This is a genomic window from Massilia aerilata (assembly GCF_042656905.1).
In the GTDB taxonomy this organism is placed as follows: Bacteria; Pseudomonadota; Gammaproteobacteria; order Burkholderiales; family Burkholderiaceae_D; genus Telluria; species Telluria aerilata.
Genome location: NZ_JBHSMZ010000010.1, coordinates 101555 through 119334 on the forward strand (window position 1 = coordinate 101555; position 17780 = coordinate 119334).

The window sequence follows — 17780 nt, forward strand, 5'->3', positions numbered from 1 at the left end:
TCAACGCAATAAACGCCCCTCGGCCCGATTGACCGCCATCCCGGTCCCGCGCAACACCACCACGTCGCCGGCCCGCAGCTCGGTATCCTCCTCCGGCTCGATCCGCTGGTTGCCACGCCGGACCGCCGTCACTTCCGCGCCCACTTCATCCAGTCCCAGGTCGCCGATGCAGCGGCCGACCGCGCCGGCGTCCTCGGCCAGCACCACCGAATGCAGGCGCACGTAGCTGTGCTCCGGGTCTTCCTTGAGGTCGCCGGCGCCGTGGAAGAAGCCGCGCAGCGAGGCGTAGCGCTCGTCGCGCGCGGCCTGCACGCGGTGCACCACGCGGCGCAGCGGCACGCCCATCACCACCAGCGCGTGCGAGGCCAGCATCAGGCTCGATTCCAGCGCTTCGGGCACCACCTCGGTGGCGCCGGCCCGTTTCAGGATATCGAGTTCGGTGTCGTCGTGGGCGCGCACGATCACCGGCAGCTTGGGCGCCAGTTCGTGCACCAGGTGCAGCACCTTGATCGCCAGGCGGGTGTCGGCAAAGGTGATCACCAGCGCACTGGCGCGGTTGATGCCGGCCGCGATCAGGGCTTCCCTGCGCGAGCAGTCGCCGTAGGAGACGTTGGCGCCGGCCGCGCGCGCTTCCTGGACCCGCTCGGGGTCGAGGTCGAGCGCATACCAGGGCAGCTTTTCTTCCGACAGCAGGGTCGCCAGGCTTTGCCCGCTGCGCCCGAAGCCGGCGATGATCACGTGCTTCTGCGCCGCCATGGTGCGGCTGGCGATATGGGTCAGCTGCAGCGACTGCAGCATCCATTCGTTGGACGCCATCTTCATCACGATCTTGTCGCTGTTGGCGATCATGAAGGGCGCCAGCAGCATCGACAGCACCATCGCCGCCAGCACCAGCTGGATCAGGAAGGGATCGATCAGCTGCGAACCAGAGGCGAGATTCAGCAGCACGAAGCCGAATTCGCCGGCCTGCGCCAGGGCCAGGCCGGTGCGCATCGCCACGCCGTCGGAGGAGCCGAAGGCCTTGGCCAGCACCGCGATCAGGGCGAATTTCAGCAGCACCGGCACCAGCAGCATGGCCAGCACCAGCCACCAGTTGGCCAGCACCAGCTCCAGGTTGAGCAGCATGCCGATGCTGATGAAGAACAGGCCGAGCAGCACGTCGCGGAAGGGCTTGATGTCTTCTTCCACCTGGTGCTTGTACTGGGTCTCGGAGATCAGCATGCCGGCCACGAAGGCGCCCAGCGCCAGCGACAGGCCGGCGCGCTCGGTGATCCAGGCCGCGCCCAGGGTCACCAGCAGCAGGTTCAGCATGAACAATTCCTGCGAACGGCGCTTGGCGACGATGGTGAACCACTTGCGCATCCACTTCTGGCCGAAGAACAGCAGCAGCGCCAGCACGCCGGCGGCTTTCACGGCCGCCCAGCCCAGGTTCATCGCCAGCTCCTCGGCCGGCCGCGCCAGCGAAGGGATCAGGATCAGCAGCGGCACCACCGCCAGGTCCTGGAACAGCAGGATCCCGATGATGCGCCGTCCATGCTCGCTCTCCAGCTCGAGGCGCTCGGTCAGCATCTTGGAGACGATCGCGGTGGACGACATGGCCAGCGCGCCGCCCAGCGCCAGCGCGGCCTGCCAGCTGATATTCAGCGGCGGCGGCAGGCGCGGGCTGAGGAAGGCGACCAGCATGGCGACCAGGATGGTCAGCGCCACCTGGGCCAGCCCGAGCCCGAACACGATGCGCCGCATCGCCCTGAGCTGGGCCAGCGAGAATTCGAGGCCGATCGAGAACATCAGGAACACCACGCCGAATTCGGCCAGGCCGTGGGTAGTGGGGCCGTTGTCGGCCAGCTGCAGGGCGTGCGGCCCGATCAATACGCCGACAGCCAGGTAACCCAGCATCGGGGGCAGGTGCAGCATCCGGAAGGCGACCACGCCGAGGACCGCGCTGCCCAGAAGAATTAAAGTTAGTTCAAGGCCTGATGTCATGCGGGGCTGCGGGCTGGGTCCTGTAAATATATACGCTCGGTTACATCTGGCAAGTTTTTTGCTTTCTCAATTCGGCTATACTTCCACCATGAGTGTAACCGATGAAAAAATAATGCTGACAAGTTTTAACGAGACCCAGGCACAGCGCGCTCTGGAGCTGGCCCGCGAGACCCTGGATATCGAGGGCGAAGCGATCCGCAAGCTGTCTGCGCGCCTCGGCCAGTACGACAGCGTACCTCGCGCTGTGGCGCTGATGATGGCCTGCAAGGGCCGCGTGGTCGTCTCCGGGATCGGTAAATCGGGTCACATCGGCCGCAAGATCGCCGCCACTTTGGCGTCCACCGGCACCCCGGCCCTGTTCCTGCACCCGGCCGAAGCCGCGCACGGGGACCTCGGCATGGTCACGCCACAGGACGTCCTGATCGCGATCTCGTATTCCGGCGAAAGCGCCGAGCTGGCGGTCGTGATCCCGGCCGTCAAGCGCATGGGCGTGCCCGTGATCGCCATGACCGGCAAGCCGGGCTCGCGCCTGGCGCAGGTGTCCGACGTCCACCTCGACGTCTCGGTCGATAAGGAAGCCTGCCCGCTGAACCTGGCGCCCACGGCCTCCACCACCGTCACCCTGGCATTGGGCGATGCGCTGGCCGTCGCGCTGCTGGAACTGCGCGGCTTCAAGTCCGAAGATTTTGCGCTTTCGCACCCGGGCGGCGCCCTGGGCCGCAAGCTGCTGACCCACGTGCGCGACGTGATGCGCAGCGGCGACGCCATCCCCAAGGTCCAGCCGGATGCGCCGCTGACCGACGCCCTGCTGGAAATCTCGCAGAAGGGCATGGGCATGACCGCCATCGTCGACGCTGCCGGCCGCCCGGTCGGCGTGTTCACCGACGGCGACCTGCGCCGCCTGTTCGAGAAAACCCAGGATTTCAGCAAGCTGACGATCCGGGACGTCATGCACGCGAACCCGCGCCGCATCCATCCGGAGCAGCTGGCGGTCGACGCCGTTGCCGTGATGGAGGAATTCCGCATCAACCAGATGCTGGTGACCGACGCCGACGACGTGCTGGTCGGCGCCCTGCACATCCACGACCTGACCCGCGCCAAGGTGATCTGACCATGACTCCTCTGGAACATACCCAGCGCGCGGCGCGCGTGAAGGTCATGATCTTCGACGTCGACGGCGTGCTGACCGACGGCAGCCTGACCTATGACGCCAACGGCGAGATCACCAAGACCTTCTATGTGCTGGACGGCCTCGGCATCCAGCTGCTGAACCGCACCGGCGTGCAGACCGCCATCATCAGCGCGAGGAATTCGCCGATCGTCGTGAAGCGCGCGGCCGACCTCGGGATCACCCACGTGTTCCAGGGCCAGCACGACAAGCGCCTGGCGTTTGCAGAGTTGCTCGCCAGGACCGGCGTGACGGCGGAGGCGTGCGGCTACATCGGCGACGACGTGATCGACCTGCCGCTGTTCACCCGCGTCGGCTTTGCCGTCACGGTGCCGAGCGGCCATCCGGAAGTGCAGTACCGCGCCCACTACGTGACGAAGAACCCGGGCGGCCGCGGCGCCGTGCGCGAAGTCTGCGACATGGTGATGCGCGCCCAGGGCACCTACGAACAGGCATTGGCGCCGTACTTTGGATAATCCCTCGCAAGCCATGGCGACCACCACCTACGTCAACAAGCGCACCCGGCACCGCTGGCGCCTGCTGGCGCTGATGATGACTGCGCTGTTCTTCGCCTTTGGCAGCTTCTGGCTGGTACAGGTGATGCGCGGCGAGGCGCAGGGGCCGAACGTCAACGTGGGCAACGACCCGGACTACATCATCGACAACTTCAGCTTCGTGCGGATGTCGGAGACCGGCCAGCCGCGCTACGTGATCTCGGGCGAGCGCCTGACCCACCGCCCGAACGACAACACCTCGGACATCGACAAGCCTGTGGTGCAGAGCATGAGCACGGACCACCCGAGCATGACCATGACGGCCGACAAGGCCCACGTCAACCAGGACCAGAACCAGATCGACCTGAGCGGCAACGTCGACATCTCCCGCCCCGGCAGCAAGACCTCGGATCCGCTGCGTATCCGCACCGAGGCCCTGACCGTGCTGCCGGACGAGGAAATCTCGAAAACCGACAAGCCGATCCAGATGACGCTGGGCCATGCCTCCGCGACCGGGGTCGGCATGGTGGCGAATAACGCCACCCAGCAGCTGACGCTGGGCGGGCGCGGCCGGATCGTCTACCCGCCGCGTGGCCAACGCTGACAGGAACAACCTGAAAGGACCGCATTCAATGAAAAAAATAATCGCCGTCGCCATGCTGTCGCTGGCCGCCTTGACCGCTTCGGCCGAGCGCGCCGATTCGCTCAAGCAGGCCCAGATCGACTTCGACAACGGCCACATCGACGAAGCCACCCAGACCCGCATCCTGACCGGTAACGTGGTGCTGACCCGCGGCACCCTGCTGATCAAGTCGGACAAGGCCGTGCTGAAGGAAACGCCGGAGGGCTACATGCTGCTGACGCTGACCGCCGCGCCGGGCAAGACCGCCAGCTTCCGCCAGAAGCGCGACGGCGGCCCCGACCTGTGGACCGAAGGCCAGGCCCAGCGCATCGAATACGACGAGCGCACCGAAGTGGTCAAGCTGTTCGCCAATGCCGTCGTCAAGCAGCTGGAAGGCAAGCGCATGACGAGCGAGGTGAACGGTCCCTTCATCTCCTACGACAACCGCACCGAGCAGGCCAACGTCTTCAACGACGCCAGCGGCGAGAGCAAGGCGGGCGGCGGCCGCAGCACCATCATCATCGCGCCGCGCCGCACCGCGCCGGCAGGGAAGCAGTAAATGAAGCGCGCACTCGCCGCTGCCCTTGCGCTGTTGCTGATGCCGCTCGCGCAGGCCGAGCGGGCGGATGCGCTCAAGCCCTTCAATGTCGAAGGCAACAAGGCGACGATCGACCAGGCCACCCAGACCGTGATCCTGACCGGCAACGTGATCGGCACCCGCGGCAGCATGCTGCTGAAGGCGGAGCGCGCCGAGATCAGGGAAACGCCGGAGGGTTACCGCTCCGTGGTCCTGTTCGGGGCGAACGGCAAGGCCGCGTCGTTCCGCCAGAAGCGCGACGGCGGCGCCGACGAGTGGGACGAAGGCTACGGCGAGCGCATGGAATACGACGAGCGCACCGACATCGTCAAGCTGATCTCGCATGCCACGATCAGGCAGCTCGACGGCCGTACCGTGACCAGGGAGATGAGCGGCCCGTTCATTTCCTACGACGCCCGCAAGGAAGTCCTGTTGAACATGAATGACGTGAGCGGCGCCGACAAGCCCGGCAAGGACCGCGTCAGCGTCACTTTTTACACGCGCCGCCCTACGCCGGCGGCGCCACCGGAAGCAGGAAAGCAATGATGGAAGTACACGCAGACGCCACCCCGACCGCCGTCGCAAGCGGCGGCAGCACCCTGGTCGCCAAGGGGCTGCAGAAAAGCTACGGCAAGCGCCTGGTGGTGCGCGACGTTTCGCTGCAGGTCGCCTGCGGCGAGGTGGTGGGACTGCTGGGCCCGAACGGCGCCGGCAAGACCACCTCGTTCTACATGATCGTGGGCCTGGTGCCGGCCGATGCCGGCGCCATCGTCATCAACGGCACCGACATCACGAGCCTGCCGATCCACCGCCGCGCCATGCTGGGCCTGTCCTACCTGCCGCAGGAAGCCTCGGTGTTCCGCAAGCTGACGGTGGAAGAGAACATCCGCGCGGTGCTGGAACTGCAGCGCGAGAACGGCAAGCCGCTGAGCAAGGCGCGCATCCAGGAACGCCTGGACGAGCTGCTGGCCGAATTGCAGATCGAGAAGCTGCGCGAGAACCCGGCGCTGTCGCTGTCGGGCGGCGAGCGGCGCCGCGTGGAGATCGCGCGCGCACTGGCCACCGACCCGCGCTTCGTGCTGCTGGACGAACCTTTCGCCGGCGTGGATCCAATTGCCGTGATCGAGATCCAACGTATCGTGCGTTTCCTGAAAGAGCGCGGCATCGGCGTGCTGATCACCGACCACAACGTGCGCGAGACGCTCGGCATCTGCGACCGTGCCTACATCATCAACCAGGGCGCGGTGCTGGCCTCGGGCCGGCCCGACGACATCATCGCGAATGAATCCGTCCGCCGTGTCTACCTGGGTGAACACTTCAGGATGTAGTCATGAAACAGACGCTGCAACTCAAGACCTCACAGCACCTTGCGCTGACGCCGCAACTCCAGCAGTCGATCCGCCTGCTGCAGCTGTCCACGCTCGAACTCCACCAGGAGATCGAACAAGTCCTGGGTGAGAATCCGCTGCTCGAACGCCTCGACGATCCGCTCGACCGCTCCGTGCGCCTGCTGGCGGACGGCGCCATCAACAACGGTTCCTCGACCAACACCACGCCCGATGCGCCCCCCGCGTCCGGCCAGGGCGAGGAGAACGGCGGCAGCGGCGGCAGCGAAGCCGAAGGCGGCGACAGCGGCGAAGCCGGCGGCGCCGAGCACGAGATGGAGTGGGGCGAGTCGGGCCATTCCGGCAGCGGCAGCGGCGGCGAGGAAGAGGACGGCCGCCCGCAGCTGGAAGCCAGCCCCATCTCGCTGCGCGAGCACCTGATGGAACAGGTGCGCCTGACCTGCCTCTCGCCGCGCGACTGCGCGCTGGTCGAGATCGTGGTCGACTCGCTCGACGACAACGGCTACCTGGACGAATCGCTGGACGACATCCACGCGCGCCTGCCGGCCGAACTCGAGATCGAATTCGAGGAACTGCGCACCGCGCTGTCGCTGGTGCAGAGCATGGACCCGCCGGGCGTGGGCGCGCGCAGCGCCGCCGAATGCCTGGCCCTGCAGATCCGGCGCATGCCCGGCGTGGCGATGGTGACGCGGCGCATGGCGCTGGTCATCGTCGAACGCTACCTGACCTGGTTTGCGCAGCGCGAATTCAACAAGCTGAAGAAGGCCCTCGACTGCGACGACGAAGACCTGCGCGAAGCCCAGGCCGTGATCCGCCAGTGCAATCCGCATCCGGGTGCGGCCTTCGCCTCCGACGTCTCCGACTTCGTGGTGCCGGACGTGATCGTGCGCCGCGCGAAGGACGGCTGGAGCGTGCAGCTGAATCCGGAAGTGATGCCGCGCCTGCGCGTGAACAGCATCTACGCCGCCTTGCTGAAACAGGGGAAATCGGAATCGCAGCTGAATGCACAGTTGCAGGAAGCCAAGTGGCTCATCAAGAACATGCGCCAGCGCTTCGACACGATCCTGCGCGTGGCGCAAGCTATCGTCGAGCGCCAGCGGAACTTTTTCTCGCACGGCGCAGTTGCCATGCGGCCCCTTGTTTTACGTGAGATAGCTGATACACTAGGTCTACACGAGAGCACAATTTCTCGCGTCACAACTCAGAAATATATGCTGACGCCGCACGGCATGTTTGAGTTGAAGTACTTTTTCGGAAGTCACGTCGCGACCGAGGCAGGCGGTGAAGCATCCTCGACGGCGATCCGGGCTCTCATCGTGCAACTCACAGGAGCAGAAGACCCCAAGAACCCTTTATCCGACAGCAAGATCGCGGAGATGCTAGGGGAACAGGGAATGGTTATCGCACGCCGCACGGTCGCGAAATACCGTGAGGCGCTGAAGATCCCGCCCGTCAGCCTCCGCAAATCCTTGTAATAAGCTGCAGGGCACCCAGATACTGGTTACCTGACAGCGCATCTTCAAAGGAGTGTGTATGAATCTCACTATCAGCGGACATCATCTCGATGTAACCCCAGCAATCCGTGAATACGTACAGAACAAGCTCGAACGCATCACCCGCCATTTCGATCAAGTGATCGACTCCCACGTCATCCTCTGCATAGACAATCTCACCGAGAAAGAAAAACGCCAGAAGGCCGAGATCAACTTGCGTGTTGCTGGGAAGATCGTTCACGTCGCCAGCGCCGCACATGACCTCTACGCGGCGATCGACATGCTGATGGACCGTCTCGACCGCCAGGTCCAGAAGTACAAGCAGATGCTGCAGGATCATAGTCACACAGCACTAAAACGCATGGCCAACGAAGACCTTGAGGGAGGAGAAGCTGCCGCTGCAGCGTGATCGTTCCGCTGGCGCAGCATAGGCAAGACGAAGGGCGCATCTGGCGCCCTTTTCGTTTTTTTGGCCGCGCTACAATACTGCTTTCCCTTTCATAAATAAAAGAACATGAGCGAACACGTGCAGACCCGGCTTGCCAACGGCACCGGCATCATCACCCTGGACCGCCCCAAGGCCCTGAACTCGCTGTCGCTGGAGATGGTGCGCGCACTGACGGAGACCCTGCTGGCCTGGCGCGAAGACGCGAACGTCGCCGCGGTCGTCATCACCAGCACCAGCGAGAAAGCCCTGTGCGCAGGCGGCGACATCCGCTTTTTCCACCAGGCCGGCCATGCGACGCCTGTTGGCGGCAGTGCCTTGCTGGAAGACTTCTTTACCGAAGAATACGCGCTGAACCACCTGATCCATTTTTATCCGAAGCCCTACATCTCGCTGATGGATGGCGTGGTGATGGGCGGCGGCATGGGCATCGCCCAGGGCGGCCCGGACAGCGGCCTGCGCATCGTGACCGAACGCACGAAGATGGCGATGCCCGAAGTGAACATCGGCCTGTTCCCGGACGTCGGCGGCAGCCACTTCCTGTCGCATGCGCCGGGCGCGCTCGGCATGTATCTGGGCCTGACGGGGCTGACCGTCGGCGCCGCCGATGCGCTCTACGTCGGCCTGGCGGATCTGTTCGTGCCGGCTGCCGAACTGGCGGCCTTGAACGGGCTGATCGCGTCCACGCCGGGCGCACAGCTGGCCGAGGCGATCCGCGCCTTTGCGGCGCCGTTTGCGCAGCAGGCCGGCGCGAGCGAACTGTCCGCCCAGCGCGCGCCGATCGACAGGCACTTCGGCGCGGCTTCGGTGGAAGCGGTGATGTCTTCGCTCGAAGGCGACGACGCGCCCTTCGCGCAGAAGGCCCTGGCCGCCATGCGCCAGCGTTCGCCGCTGATGATGTGCGTGACGCGCGAGATGCTGGTGCGCGGCGCTTCGATGGACGTGGCCGATTGCCTGCGCATGGAGCGCTCGCTGGTGCGCCGCAACTTCGAACATGGCGAAGTGCTGGAAGGCGTGCGCGCGCTGGTGATCGACAAGGACAATGCACCGGTGTGGAATCCGCCTTCGCTGGCCCAGGTCACCCCGGAGATGGTGGCGCGTTTCTTCGCGCCGGTATGGCCGGACTGGGCGCATCCGCTGCGGCACCTGGACTGAACACGCGGGCGTGCATTGGCAGTTTTCTTCCTGAGGAGCTTGGACGATGGGACGCCCGACCGATGTAAAGAAAAAGATGCCTGCATCCTGGCAGGAACGCCTGCATGGCAGCCGCTGGGAACTCCAGTCCGGCGGCGCTTCCGGGGCGCAGCTGTTCCGGCTCGAGCCACGTCTAGGTCCGTCCTTGTTCCTCAAGACGGAACGCATCTCGCCCCTGTCCGAACTGGCGGGCGAGGCGGCGCGACTGCGCTGGCTGGCCGCAGCCGGCATACCCTGCGTGCCGGTCATCGATTTTGCCGAAGAGAACGGCCGTGGCTGGCTATTGCTGCACGAGATGCCGGGCAGCGACCTCGAATGCGGTAGCGAAGTCGGCGCCATTCCCGCTTCCGAGGCGGTGCGCCTGATCGCGCAGGCGCTGCGCCAGCTGCATGCGCTCGATGTCGCCGGCTGTCCGTTCGACCACCGCGCCAACGCCCGCATCGCGCTCGCCCATGCACGCATGCAAGCCGGGCTGGTCGACGAGGAAGACTTCGACGAGGAGCACGCTGGGCTGTCACCGGAGACCTTGTTCGCACGCCTGGAAGCCATGCAGCCGCCCACGGAAGACCTGGTTGTGACGCACGGCGACGCTTGTCTTGCGAACCTGATGGTGGACCTGTTCGGCGACATCGCCGGCTGGATCGATTGCGGACGCCTGGGCGTGGCCGATCGCCACCAGGACCTGGCGCTGGCGATGCGCGACATCGCGGATACGCTGGGCAAGAAATGGGTGGCGCCTTTTCTGAAGCACTACGGCATGCAGGCCGATCCGGCGCGCGTGGAATTCTATCGCTTGCTCGACGAGTTCTTCTAAACGACAGATACTGCGTTGCAACATCATCACTGTTTTTGTGCGATGATTTCATCGGGCAATGAATTATTGCCGTATAAAGCACAACAACAGAGGAGTCCGTTTTGTCGTTTCTGATCGTCCTGGCCGCGCTGGCCTTCCTGATGGTGGCCGCCTACCGCGGCTACAGCGTCATCCTGTTCGCACCGATCGCCGCCCTCGGCGCGGTCCTGTTCACCGATCCGTCCGCCGTGGCGCCGGTCTTTTTCGGGATCTTCATGGAAAAGATGGTCGGCTTCGTGAAACTCTATTTCCCCGTCTTCATGCTCGGCGCCGTGTTCGGCAAGGTGATCGAGATGTCCGGCTTCTCGAAATCCATCGTGCAGGCCGCCATCCGCTACATCGGCCGCTCGCGCGCGAACGCCGTGATCGTCGCCGTATGCGCGCTGCTGACCTATGGCGGCGTGTCCCTGTTCGTGGTGGTGTTCGCGGTGTATCCCTTCGCGGCTGAGCTCTATCGCCAGAGCAATATCCCGAAGCGGCTGATGCCGGGCGCGATCGCGCTGGGCGCCTTCTCGTTCACGATGGACTCGCTGCCGGGCACCCCGCAGATCCAGAACATCATTCCCACCACCTTCTTCAAAACCACGGGCTGGGCCGCCCCCGTGCTCGGCACCATCGGCTCGCTGTTCATCATCGTGGTCGGCCTGTCCTATCTGGAATGGCGCCGCCGCGCGGCGATGGCCAAGGGTGAAGGCTACGGTACCCACGCCGAGGCGATCGAGGCCGCCGAGACGCAAGCGCTGCCGAATCCGGTCGTCGCCGTGCTGCCGCTGGTGCTGGTCGGCGTCGCCAACTTCGCGTTCACCAAGATGATCCCGGTCTGGTACGGCGCCGATGCCTACACCGTGCCGGCCAACGTGCTGCCGGGTGTGCATACCCCGGTGACCGCCACCGTGAAAACCGTGCTGGCGATCTGGTCGGTCGAAGCCGCGCTGTTGCTTGGTATTTTGCTGGTGCTGGCGACGGCCTTCCGCCGCGTCAGCCAGCGCTTTGCCGCAGGCTCGAAGGAAGCCGTCGGCGGCGCCCTGCTGGCGGCGATGAACACGGCGTCCGAGTACGGCTTCGGCGGGGTCGTTGCGGCGCTGCCCGGTTTCATCGTCGTCAGCAATGCGCTGAAGGGCATTCCGAACCCGCTGGTGAATGCGGCGGTATCGGTGAGCTCGCTGGCAGGCATTACGGGCTCGGCTTCGGGCGGCATGAGCATCGCGCTGGCGGCCATGTCCGACCTGTTCGTCCAGGGCGCGCAGGCGGCGCAGATTCCTCTCGAGGTGCTGCACCGCGTGGTGGCGATGGCCAGCGGCGGCATGGATACCTTGCCGCACAATGGCGCCGTGATCACCTTGCTGGCGGTGACCGGGCTGACGCACCGCGAGTCTTATCGTGAGATCTTTGCGATCACGATCATCAAGACTTTGGCGGTGTTCTTTGTGATTGGGGTGTTTTATGCGACTGGGCTGGTCTAAGTCGGCTCGCCAATCGCGTAGTTAGCACGTCGTTCCCGCGCAAGCGGGAACCCAAGTTCGGTGCTTACTGCGAACGTTTGCCTCTGCGCCCCGTAAACTTGGGTCCCCGCCTTCGCGGAGACGACGATGTCAATGCTGCTCGCGATGCCGCACAACCACCCGTTCGGTATCGCCGAAATACGCCCCCAGCCGCTCCGCCATGTACACCGAGCGGTGCTGGCCGCCGGTGCAGCCGACCGCCACCGTCAGGTAGCTGCGGTTGTCGGTCTTGAAGGAGGGCAGCCACTTGGCGACGAAGGCGCGGATGTCGGCCAGCATCTCGGTGGCCTGGGGCTGGGCGTCGAGGAAGGCGATGACGGGTGCGTCCTTGCCGGTGAGCGGGCGCAGCGTCAGGTCGTAATAGGGGTTCGGCACGGCGCGCACGTCGAACACGAAGTCGGCGTCCAGTGGCACGCCGCGCTTGAAGGCGAAGGATTCGAAGTACAGGGTCAGCTTGGCGTATTCGACTTCGGCCAGTTCCTTGACCCAGGCGCGCAATTTGTTGGACGACATTTCCGAAGTGTCGATCACGTGGCCCAGCTTCTCGATCGAGCCCAGGCGCTCGCGCTCCTCCGAAATGCATTCGATCAGCGTACGGCGCGAAGCCGGGTTTTCGCCCGGACGCAGCTCGTGCGACAGCGGGTGGCTGCGGCGGGTTTCCGAAAAGCGGGCCACCAGCGAGTGGGTGCTGGCGGTCAGGTACATCACCTTGACGTCGTGGCCATGCTCACGCAGCGTACGGACCGTGGACGGCAGTTCCGCCAGCGATTCGGCGCTGCGGGCGTCGACCGCGACGGCCACGCACTTGCTGTCGGCGCCATTGATTGTCTCGACCAGCGAAGGCAGCAGGGCGGGAGGGAGGTTGTCGACGCAGTAGTAGCCTGCGTCTTCGAGGACATTGAGGGCAACCGATTTGCCGGAGCCCGAGATACCGGTGATGAGGACGATGCGCATACGGTGATGATACCGCATCGGCAAGTGCCTTGCCTCAGTCGCCGCTCATGGCCTGGCGCTGGCGTTCCATGAATTCCTGCAGCGTATCGATACCGCGCAGCTGCAGGATGGTATTGCGCACCGCGGCTTCCAGCAGCACCGCGATGTTGCGACCGGCCGCGACAGGAATCACGACCTTGCGGATCGGCAGGCCGAGCACGTCTTCGGTCGGGAAGTGGAAGGGTAATCTTTCGACTTCCTCGTCCAGCGCGCCGCGCTTGACCAGGTGGACGATCAGCTTCAGCCGCATCTTGCGGCGCACCGCGGTCTCGCCGAAGATCGCCTTGATGTCCAGCAGGCCGAGGCCGCGCACTTCGAGCAGGTTCTGCAGCAGCGGCGGGCAGCGGCCCTCGATCATGTTCGGCGCGATGCGCGAGAATTCGACCGCGTCGTCGGCCACCAGGCCGTGCGAACGCGAGATCAGTTCCAGGCCCAGCTCGCTCTTGCCGAGACCGGAATCGCCGGTGATCAGGACGCCCACGCCCAGCACGTCCATGAACACGCCGTGCATGATGACGCGTTGCGCCAGTTTCTTCGATAAATAGACCCGCAGGAAGTCGATGACCTGGGCCGCCGGCAGCGGGGTCGAGAACAGCGGGATGTTCTGCTCGTCGCAGATGGCGAGGATGTCCGGCGGGGTGTCCAGGCCCTGGGCGATGATCAGGGCCGGCGGGCCGCCCGCGATCATTTCGCCGATCATGTGGCTGCGCGAGCCGGTCTTGAGACGCTGGTAGTAATTCAGTTCCTGGTGCCCGAACACCTGGATGCGGCCCGGGTGGATCAGGTTCAGGTGGCCGACCTGGTCGGCGGCGGAGACGGCGTCGCCCGAGATCAGGCGCTCGCCGCCGGGGAAACCTGCAAACCAGCCGAGTTGCAGGCTGTCGCGATTGTCGTCGTACAGCCTCTGGATGGTCAGCGGGGTCTGGAGCATGGCTTGATTTTACCCCAGTGCCTGCAGGCTCGGTTGCCAGTTGATGATGCGCTCGTGCACCGAGCGCGGGTCCGGATCGGTGGCCAGCGCAATGCGCACGGCTTCGTCCGAAAACAGTTCGGCGATCTCGGACAGGATCTCCAGGTGCTGCTGGGTCACGTGGTCCGGGATCAGCAGGAAGAACAGCAGGCTGACCGGCTGGCCGTCCGGCGATTCGAAGGGAATGGGCTCGGCCAGGCGCACGAAGGCGGCCAGCGGCGACTTCAGGCTCTTGCTGCCCTTGATGCGGCCGTGCGGCACGGCCACGCCATGACCGAGACCGGTCGAGCCGAGGCGTTCGCGCGCGAACAGGTTATCCGAGACCGTCGAGCGGGCAATGCCGCAGTTGTTCTCGAAAATGAGACCGGCCTGTTCAAAGGCGCGCTTCTTGCTCGAGACTTCCAAATCCAGTTGAACGTTCTCGAGCGAGAGAATTTTGCTTAAATTAGTCATATCACGCTTCGATATTGCGGTGCATCAGGTACTTGCGAGCGGGAATTATAGGCCTGTTTCATGGCCGTGACATTCGATTTCGCGTCTGTACGGCAAGCTGTTTTAGCTCCACCAGAAAATGACGTTTTGAGCGAGCGCAAGCGTTTGTAATACTCACGAAATTTCTGCTACGAAATTTCAAATTTGACGAACGGAAAGGGCAAATTCAGGCCCATCCTTCATATTTTCTAGCCGAATCTTGCAATGCTGCCTAAGCAGCGCCAGGGCCTCGAAATGCACGCTGCGTCACATCGACGACACGATTCTGTCGCTGGAAACGTACAGTAGATGGGGGTGGTGCGCTGATTTTCACTGGCGGGCAGTGCGCAAATTCGGCGGTTTCGCGGTGCTGAAATTGGCGCGCCAGGGGTTGATGTCGAGGCCGCCTCGCCGGGTGTAGCGGGCATACACGGCCAGCTTGTTCGGTTTGCAGTGGCGCAGGATGTCGGTGAAGATGCGTTCGACACATTGCTCGTGGAACTCGTTGTGCTCGCGGAAGCCGATCAGGTAGCGCAGCAGGCTTTCCTGGTCGATTTGCGGACCGACATAATGGATCTGCACGCTGGCCCAGTCCGGCTGCCCGGTCACCAGGCAGTTCGATTTCAGCAGGTGCGAGACCAGGGTCTCCTCGACCGCGGCTTCGTCGTGATTCGCGCGCAGCAATTCGGGCGCCGGCGCATAGCTGTCGATCTCGACGTCGAGGCGGTCCAGCAGCAGGCCTTCCTGCTCGCCCATCTTCAGCTTGCCGAAGTCTTCCGGCAGGGTCAGCGCCACGTGCACCGGCGCGCCGAAGGCATTCGACAGGTCTTCGCGCAGCAGGGCCAGCAGGGCATCCGTGTTCGCCAGGCGGGTCTGGTTGAAGGAATTCAGGTAGAGCTTGAACGACTTCGATTCGACGATGTTGGGTGAATCGGCCGGCGCGGTCACGGTCGCGATCGCCACCTGCGGCTTGCCGCGCATGTTCAGCCACGACAGTTCGTAGGCATTCCAGATATCGACGCCGAAGAAGGGCAGCGTGCCCGTCAGGCCGAGCTCGTCGCGCTTCTGCTGGCGCGGGATGGGAAACAGGAGCTCGGGGGCGTACTGGGTCTGGTAGGCCGAGGATTTTCCGAGTGGCGATTGATCAGGGGTATTGGTCATGGTTCAGTCTCGATACGCCGGCTTGTGGGTGCCGGTCGGCGTCGGCAAAGCCGCGTATCGTACACCGTTCCAGGAATTGATGCGTAGGTGAGTGCGTGGGCGGAGGCCGCCCACCCTACGGTAGGGTGGGCACTCCGTGCCCACGCGCAACATCAAAGGAACAGCTTGTAGACGGGGTTTTGCGTCTCGTCCCAATGACGATATCCCAGGCTCGCCAGAAACTCCCTGAACTCATCCATTTCCCCACCCGGCACCTGCAGTCCCACCAGGATCCGCCCCACATCCCCACCCTGGTTCCGATAGTGGAACAGCGAGATATTCCAGTTCGGCGCCATGCTGTCCAGGAAGCGCATCAGCGCGCCCGGGCGTTCCGGGAATTCGAAGCGGTACAGCAGCTCGTCGTGGGCCAGCGGGCTCTTGCCGCCCACCAGGTGGCGCACGTGCAGCTTGGCCAGTTCGTCGTGGCTCAGGTCGAGGGTGCGGAAGCCGTGTTCCTCGAAGGTGCGTGCGACGGTCGCCGATTCGCTGCGGTCGCCGATCTGCACGCCGACGAAAACATGGGCTTCGCGCTCGTCGCTGATGCGGTAGTTGAATTCGGTGACGTTGCGCGGCCCGACCAGCGAGCAGAAACGTTTGAAGCTGCCGCGCTGCTCGGGGATGGTGACGGCGAACACGGCTTCGCGCGCCTCGCCGACCTCGGCGCGTTCGGCCACGAAGCGCAGGCGGTCGAAGTTCATGTTGGCGCCGCAGGCCACCGCCACCAGGGTCTCGCCCTTGATCGGGTTCTTGCCCATCTGCGAACGCTCGACATAGGCCTTGGCGCCGGCCACCGCCAGCGCGCCGGCCGGCTCGAGGATGCTGCGGGTGTCCTGGAACACGTCCTGGATCGCCGCGCAGATTGCATCGGTGTCGACGATCACGATTTCGTCGACCACTTCCTTGGCGATGCGGAAGGTTTCCTCGCCCACCAGCTTCACCGCGGTGCCGTCCGAGAACAGGCCGACATCGGGCAAGGTGACGCGCTGGCCGGCTTTTAAACTTCTTGCCATCGCATCGGAATCGACGGTCTGCACGCCGATGATCCTGATGTCCGGGCGCACCGCTTTCACATAGGCGCCCACGCCCGAGATCAGGCCGCCGCCGCCGATCGCCACAAAGATCGCATGGATCGGGCCGGAATGCTGGCGCAGGATCTCCATGCCGATCGTGCCCTGGCCGGCGATCACGTCAGGATCGTCGAAGGGGTGCACGAAGGTCAGCTTCTGCTCGCGCTCGAGCAGCAGGGCGTGGTTGTAGGCGTCGGTATAGGAGTCGCCGTGCAGCACGACTTCGACATTCGCGCCGCCGCGCGCCTTGACCGCATTGATCTTCACCGGCGGCGTGGTGGTCGGCATGACCACCAGCGCGCGGCAGCCGAGCCGGCTGGCCGAGAGGGCCACGCCCTGCGCATGGTTGCCGGCCGAGGCGCAGATCACGCCGCGCTTCAGCTGCTCGGCCGTCAGGTGGGCCATCTTGTTGTAGGCGCCGCGCAGCTTGAAGCTGAACACGCTCTGCATGTCCTCGCGCTTGAAATAGATGCGGTTGGCGAAGCGCTGGGACAGCGTCGGCGCGAGTTCGAGCGGGGTTTCCTGGGCCACGTCGTAGACGCGCGCGGTCAGGATTTTCTTGAGGTAGTCGGTAGTCATGGCGGATTTGAAGTGTCTGGATTCCGGGCGACGCTGGACTGTCCTGCTGGCGGTAAGCTGTGAGGCGTTCAGTGTGGCGGGCAAGGCTCGGTGGAGCGGGGCCTACCGTGTCGTGATGCTGGGTTTTTCCTCATTATAATGGACTCGTCCACTATCAACATGACCCTCTCATGATCGAGTCCGCCGTCCTCTGGCTGCTGAAAATCCTCGCTGCACCGGCCGTCGGGCTCACCTCCGTCTTCCTGATCGCTTTCGTCTCCGCCACCCTGTTGCCGCTGGGTTCGGAGCCGGCCGTGTTCGCGGTGGTGAAAGCCAATCCGGCGATGTTCTGGCCGGCGATACTGGTCGCCACCCTCGGCAACACGCTGGGCGGCGCGGTCGACTACTGGATCGGCTACCGCGCCAAGGTCGCCTTCGCCAAGGAGAGGAAGTCGCGCTGGTTCCACTGGCTGGCGCGCTACGGTTCCAAGACCATGCTGCTGTCCTGGGTGCCGGGCATCGGCGATCCGCTCTGCACCCTGGCCGGCTGGCTGCACCTGCCGTTCTGGCCCAGCGTGGGCTACATGGCGATCGGCAAGTTCGGGCGCTATATCTTCATGACCGCGACCTTGCTGTATGTTCCGGATGGGTGGTGGAAGGCGCTCGGCGACATGACCAGCCGCTGGTTCTAAGAACCTATCCCAGTAGGGAGGAGGAAGTTGATGACGATGCATGGCAAGCGCGGGCCAGGCGCGAGGAGGCCGCATGGCGAGCCATGCAACGACGAGCAACGCCGCACGCGCTTGTCAGGCGCGTCAGCAACGACTCATTCCCTACTGGGATA

The 17780-nt window shown here is 64.5% G+C and carries 18 protein-coding genes; 12 read left to right on the forward strand and 6 right to left on the reverse strand.

The annotated features are described in order from the left end of the window. Window positions 1-1983, reverse strand: coding sequence for a monovalent cation:proton antiporter family protein (locus ACFPO9_RS15020; protein ID WP_379771926.1), 1983 nt, complete (start codon window positions 1981-1983; stop codon window positions 1-3). Between the two features lie 88 nt (window positions 1984-2071). Here ACFPO9_RS15020 and ACFPO9_RS15025 point away from each other — a divergent pair, with 88 nt between their 5' ends. From ACFPO9_RS15025 to ACFPO9_RS15075, 11 genes are all read left to right on the forward strand, one after another. Then, entirely contained in the window at window positions 2072-3094 is a 1023-nt protein-coding gene (locus ACFPO9_RS15025) for a KpsF/GutQ family sugar-phosphate isomerase (protein ID WP_379771927.1), read from the forward strand. Between the two features lie 2 nt (window positions 3095-3096). Then, the gene (locus ACFPO9_RS15030) at window positions 3097-3627 is read left to right on the forward strand and encodes a KdsC family phosphatase (protein ID WP_379771928.1); all 531 of its coding nucleotides are present in this window, start codon (window positions 3097-3099) and stop codon (window positions 3625-3627) included. A gap of 13 nt (window positions 3628-3640) precedes the next feature. Then, window positions 3641-4249 carry an LPS export ABC transporter periplasmic protein LptC gene (gene lptC, locus ACFPO9_RS15035; protein ID WP_379771929.1) on the forward strand — a complete coding sequence of 203 codons (609 nt, stop codon included), beginning with the start codon at window positions 3641-3643 and terminating at the stop codon, window positions 4247-4249. 28 nt (window positions 4250-4277) lie between these two features. Continuing rightward, entirely contained in the window at window positions 4278-4826 is a 549-nt protein-coding gene (gene lptA, locus ACFPO9_RS15040; protein ID WP_379771930.1) for a lipopolysaccharide transport periplasmic protein LptA, read from the forward strand. Further along, window positions 4827-5390, forward strand: coding sequence for a lipopolysaccharide transport periplasmic protein LptA (gene lptA / locus ACFPO9_RS15045; RefSeq protein WP_379771931.1), 564 nt, complete (start codon window positions 4827-4829; stop codon window positions 5388-5390). After that, window positions 5390-6172, forward strand: a complete 783-nt coding sequence (gene lptB, locus ACFPO9_RS15050; RefSeq protein WP_379771932.1) for an LPS export ABC transporter ATP-binding protein — start codon at window positions 5390-5392, stop codon at window positions 6170-6172. The genes lptA (ACFPO9_RS15045) and lptB overlap by 1 nt, the downstream gene beginning before the upstream one ends. Before the next feature lie 2 nt (window positions 6173-6174). Further along, the gene (locus ACFPO9_RS15055; RefSeq protein ID WP_379771933.1) at window positions 6175-7665 is read left to right on the forward strand and encodes an RNA polymerase factor sigma-54; all 1491 of its coding nucleotides are present in this window, start codon (window positions 6175-6177) and stop codon (window positions 7663-7665) included. 58 nt (window positions 7666-7723) lie between these two features. Further along, entirely contained in the window at window positions 7724-8092 is a 369-nt protein-coding gene (hpf, locus tag ACFPO9_RS15060; RefSeq protein WP_379771934.1) for a ribosome hibernation-promoting factor, HPF/YfiA family, read from the forward strand. A 105-nt stretch (window positions 8093-8197) separates the two neighbouring features. Next, window positions 8198-9283 carry an enoyl-CoA hydratase/isomerase family protein gene (locus tag ACFPO9_RS15065; protein WP_379771935.1) on the forward strand — a complete coding sequence of 362 codons (1086 nt, stop codon included), beginning with the start codon at window positions 8198-8200 and terminating at the stop codon, window positions 9281-9283. A gap of 46 nt (window positions 9284-9329) precedes the next feature. Next, window positions 9330-10136 carry an APH(3') family aminoglycoside O-phosphotransferase gene (locus ACFPO9_RS15070; protein WP_379771936.1) on the forward strand — a complete coding sequence of 269 codons (807 nt, stop codon included), beginning with the start codon at window positions 9330-9332 and terminating at the stop codon, window positions 10134-10136. A gap of 101 nt (window positions 10137-10237) precedes the next feature. Continuing rightward, window positions 10238-11638, forward strand: coding sequence for a GntP family permease (locus ACFPO9_RS15075; protein WP_379771937.1), 1401 nt, complete (start codon window positions 10238-10240; stop codon window positions 11636-11638). Between the two features lie 129 nt (window positions 11639-11767). Here ACFPO9_RS15075 and rapZ read toward each other — a convergent pair whose 3' ends face one another. From rapZ to ilvA, 5 genes are all read right to left on the reverse strand, one after another. Further along, window positions 11768-12631: an RNase adapter RapZ gene (gene rapZ / locus ACFPO9_RS15080; RefSeq protein WP_379771938.1), complete on the reverse strand. Its 864-nt coding sequence runs from the start codon at window positions 12629-12631 to the stop codon at window positions 11768-11770. 34 nt (window positions 12632-12665) lie between these two features. Next, window positions 12666-13601: an HPr(Ser) kinase/phosphatase gene (hprK, locus tag ACFPO9_RS15085; RefSeq protein ID WP_230024320.1), complete on the reverse strand. Its 936-nt coding sequence runs from the start codon at window positions 13599-13601 to the stop codon at window positions 12666-12668. A 9-nt stretch (window positions 13602-13610) separates the two neighbouring features. Further along, entirely contained in the window at window positions 13611-14093 is a 483-nt protein-coding gene (locus ACFPO9_RS15090; protein WP_379771939.1) for a PTS sugar transporter subunit IIA, read from the reverse strand. Window positions 14094-14441: 348 nt separating this feature from the next. Beyond that, window positions 14442-15272, reverse strand: a complete 831-nt coding sequence (gene queF / locus ACFPO9_RS15095) for an NADPH-dependent 7-cyano-7-deazaguanine reductase QueF (protein ID WP_379771940.1) — start codon at window positions 15270-15272, stop codon at window positions 14442-14444. Window positions 15273-15424: 152 nt separating this feature from the next. After that, entirely contained in the window at window positions 15425-17029 is a 1605-nt protein-coding gene (ilvA, locus tag ACFPO9_RS15100) for a threonine ammonia-lyase, biosynthetic (protein WP_379772143.1), read from the reverse strand. Window positions 17030-17127: 98 nt separating this feature from the next. Here ilvA and ACFPO9_RS15105 point away from each other — a divergent pair, with 98 nt between their 5' ends. Next, a complete protein-coding gene (locus ACFPO9_RS15105; protein ID WP_379771941.1) occupies window positions 17128-17628 on the forward strand; it encodes a YqaA family protein in 501 nt (166 codons plus the stop codon). Window positions 17629-17780: the final 152 nt, after the last annotated feature.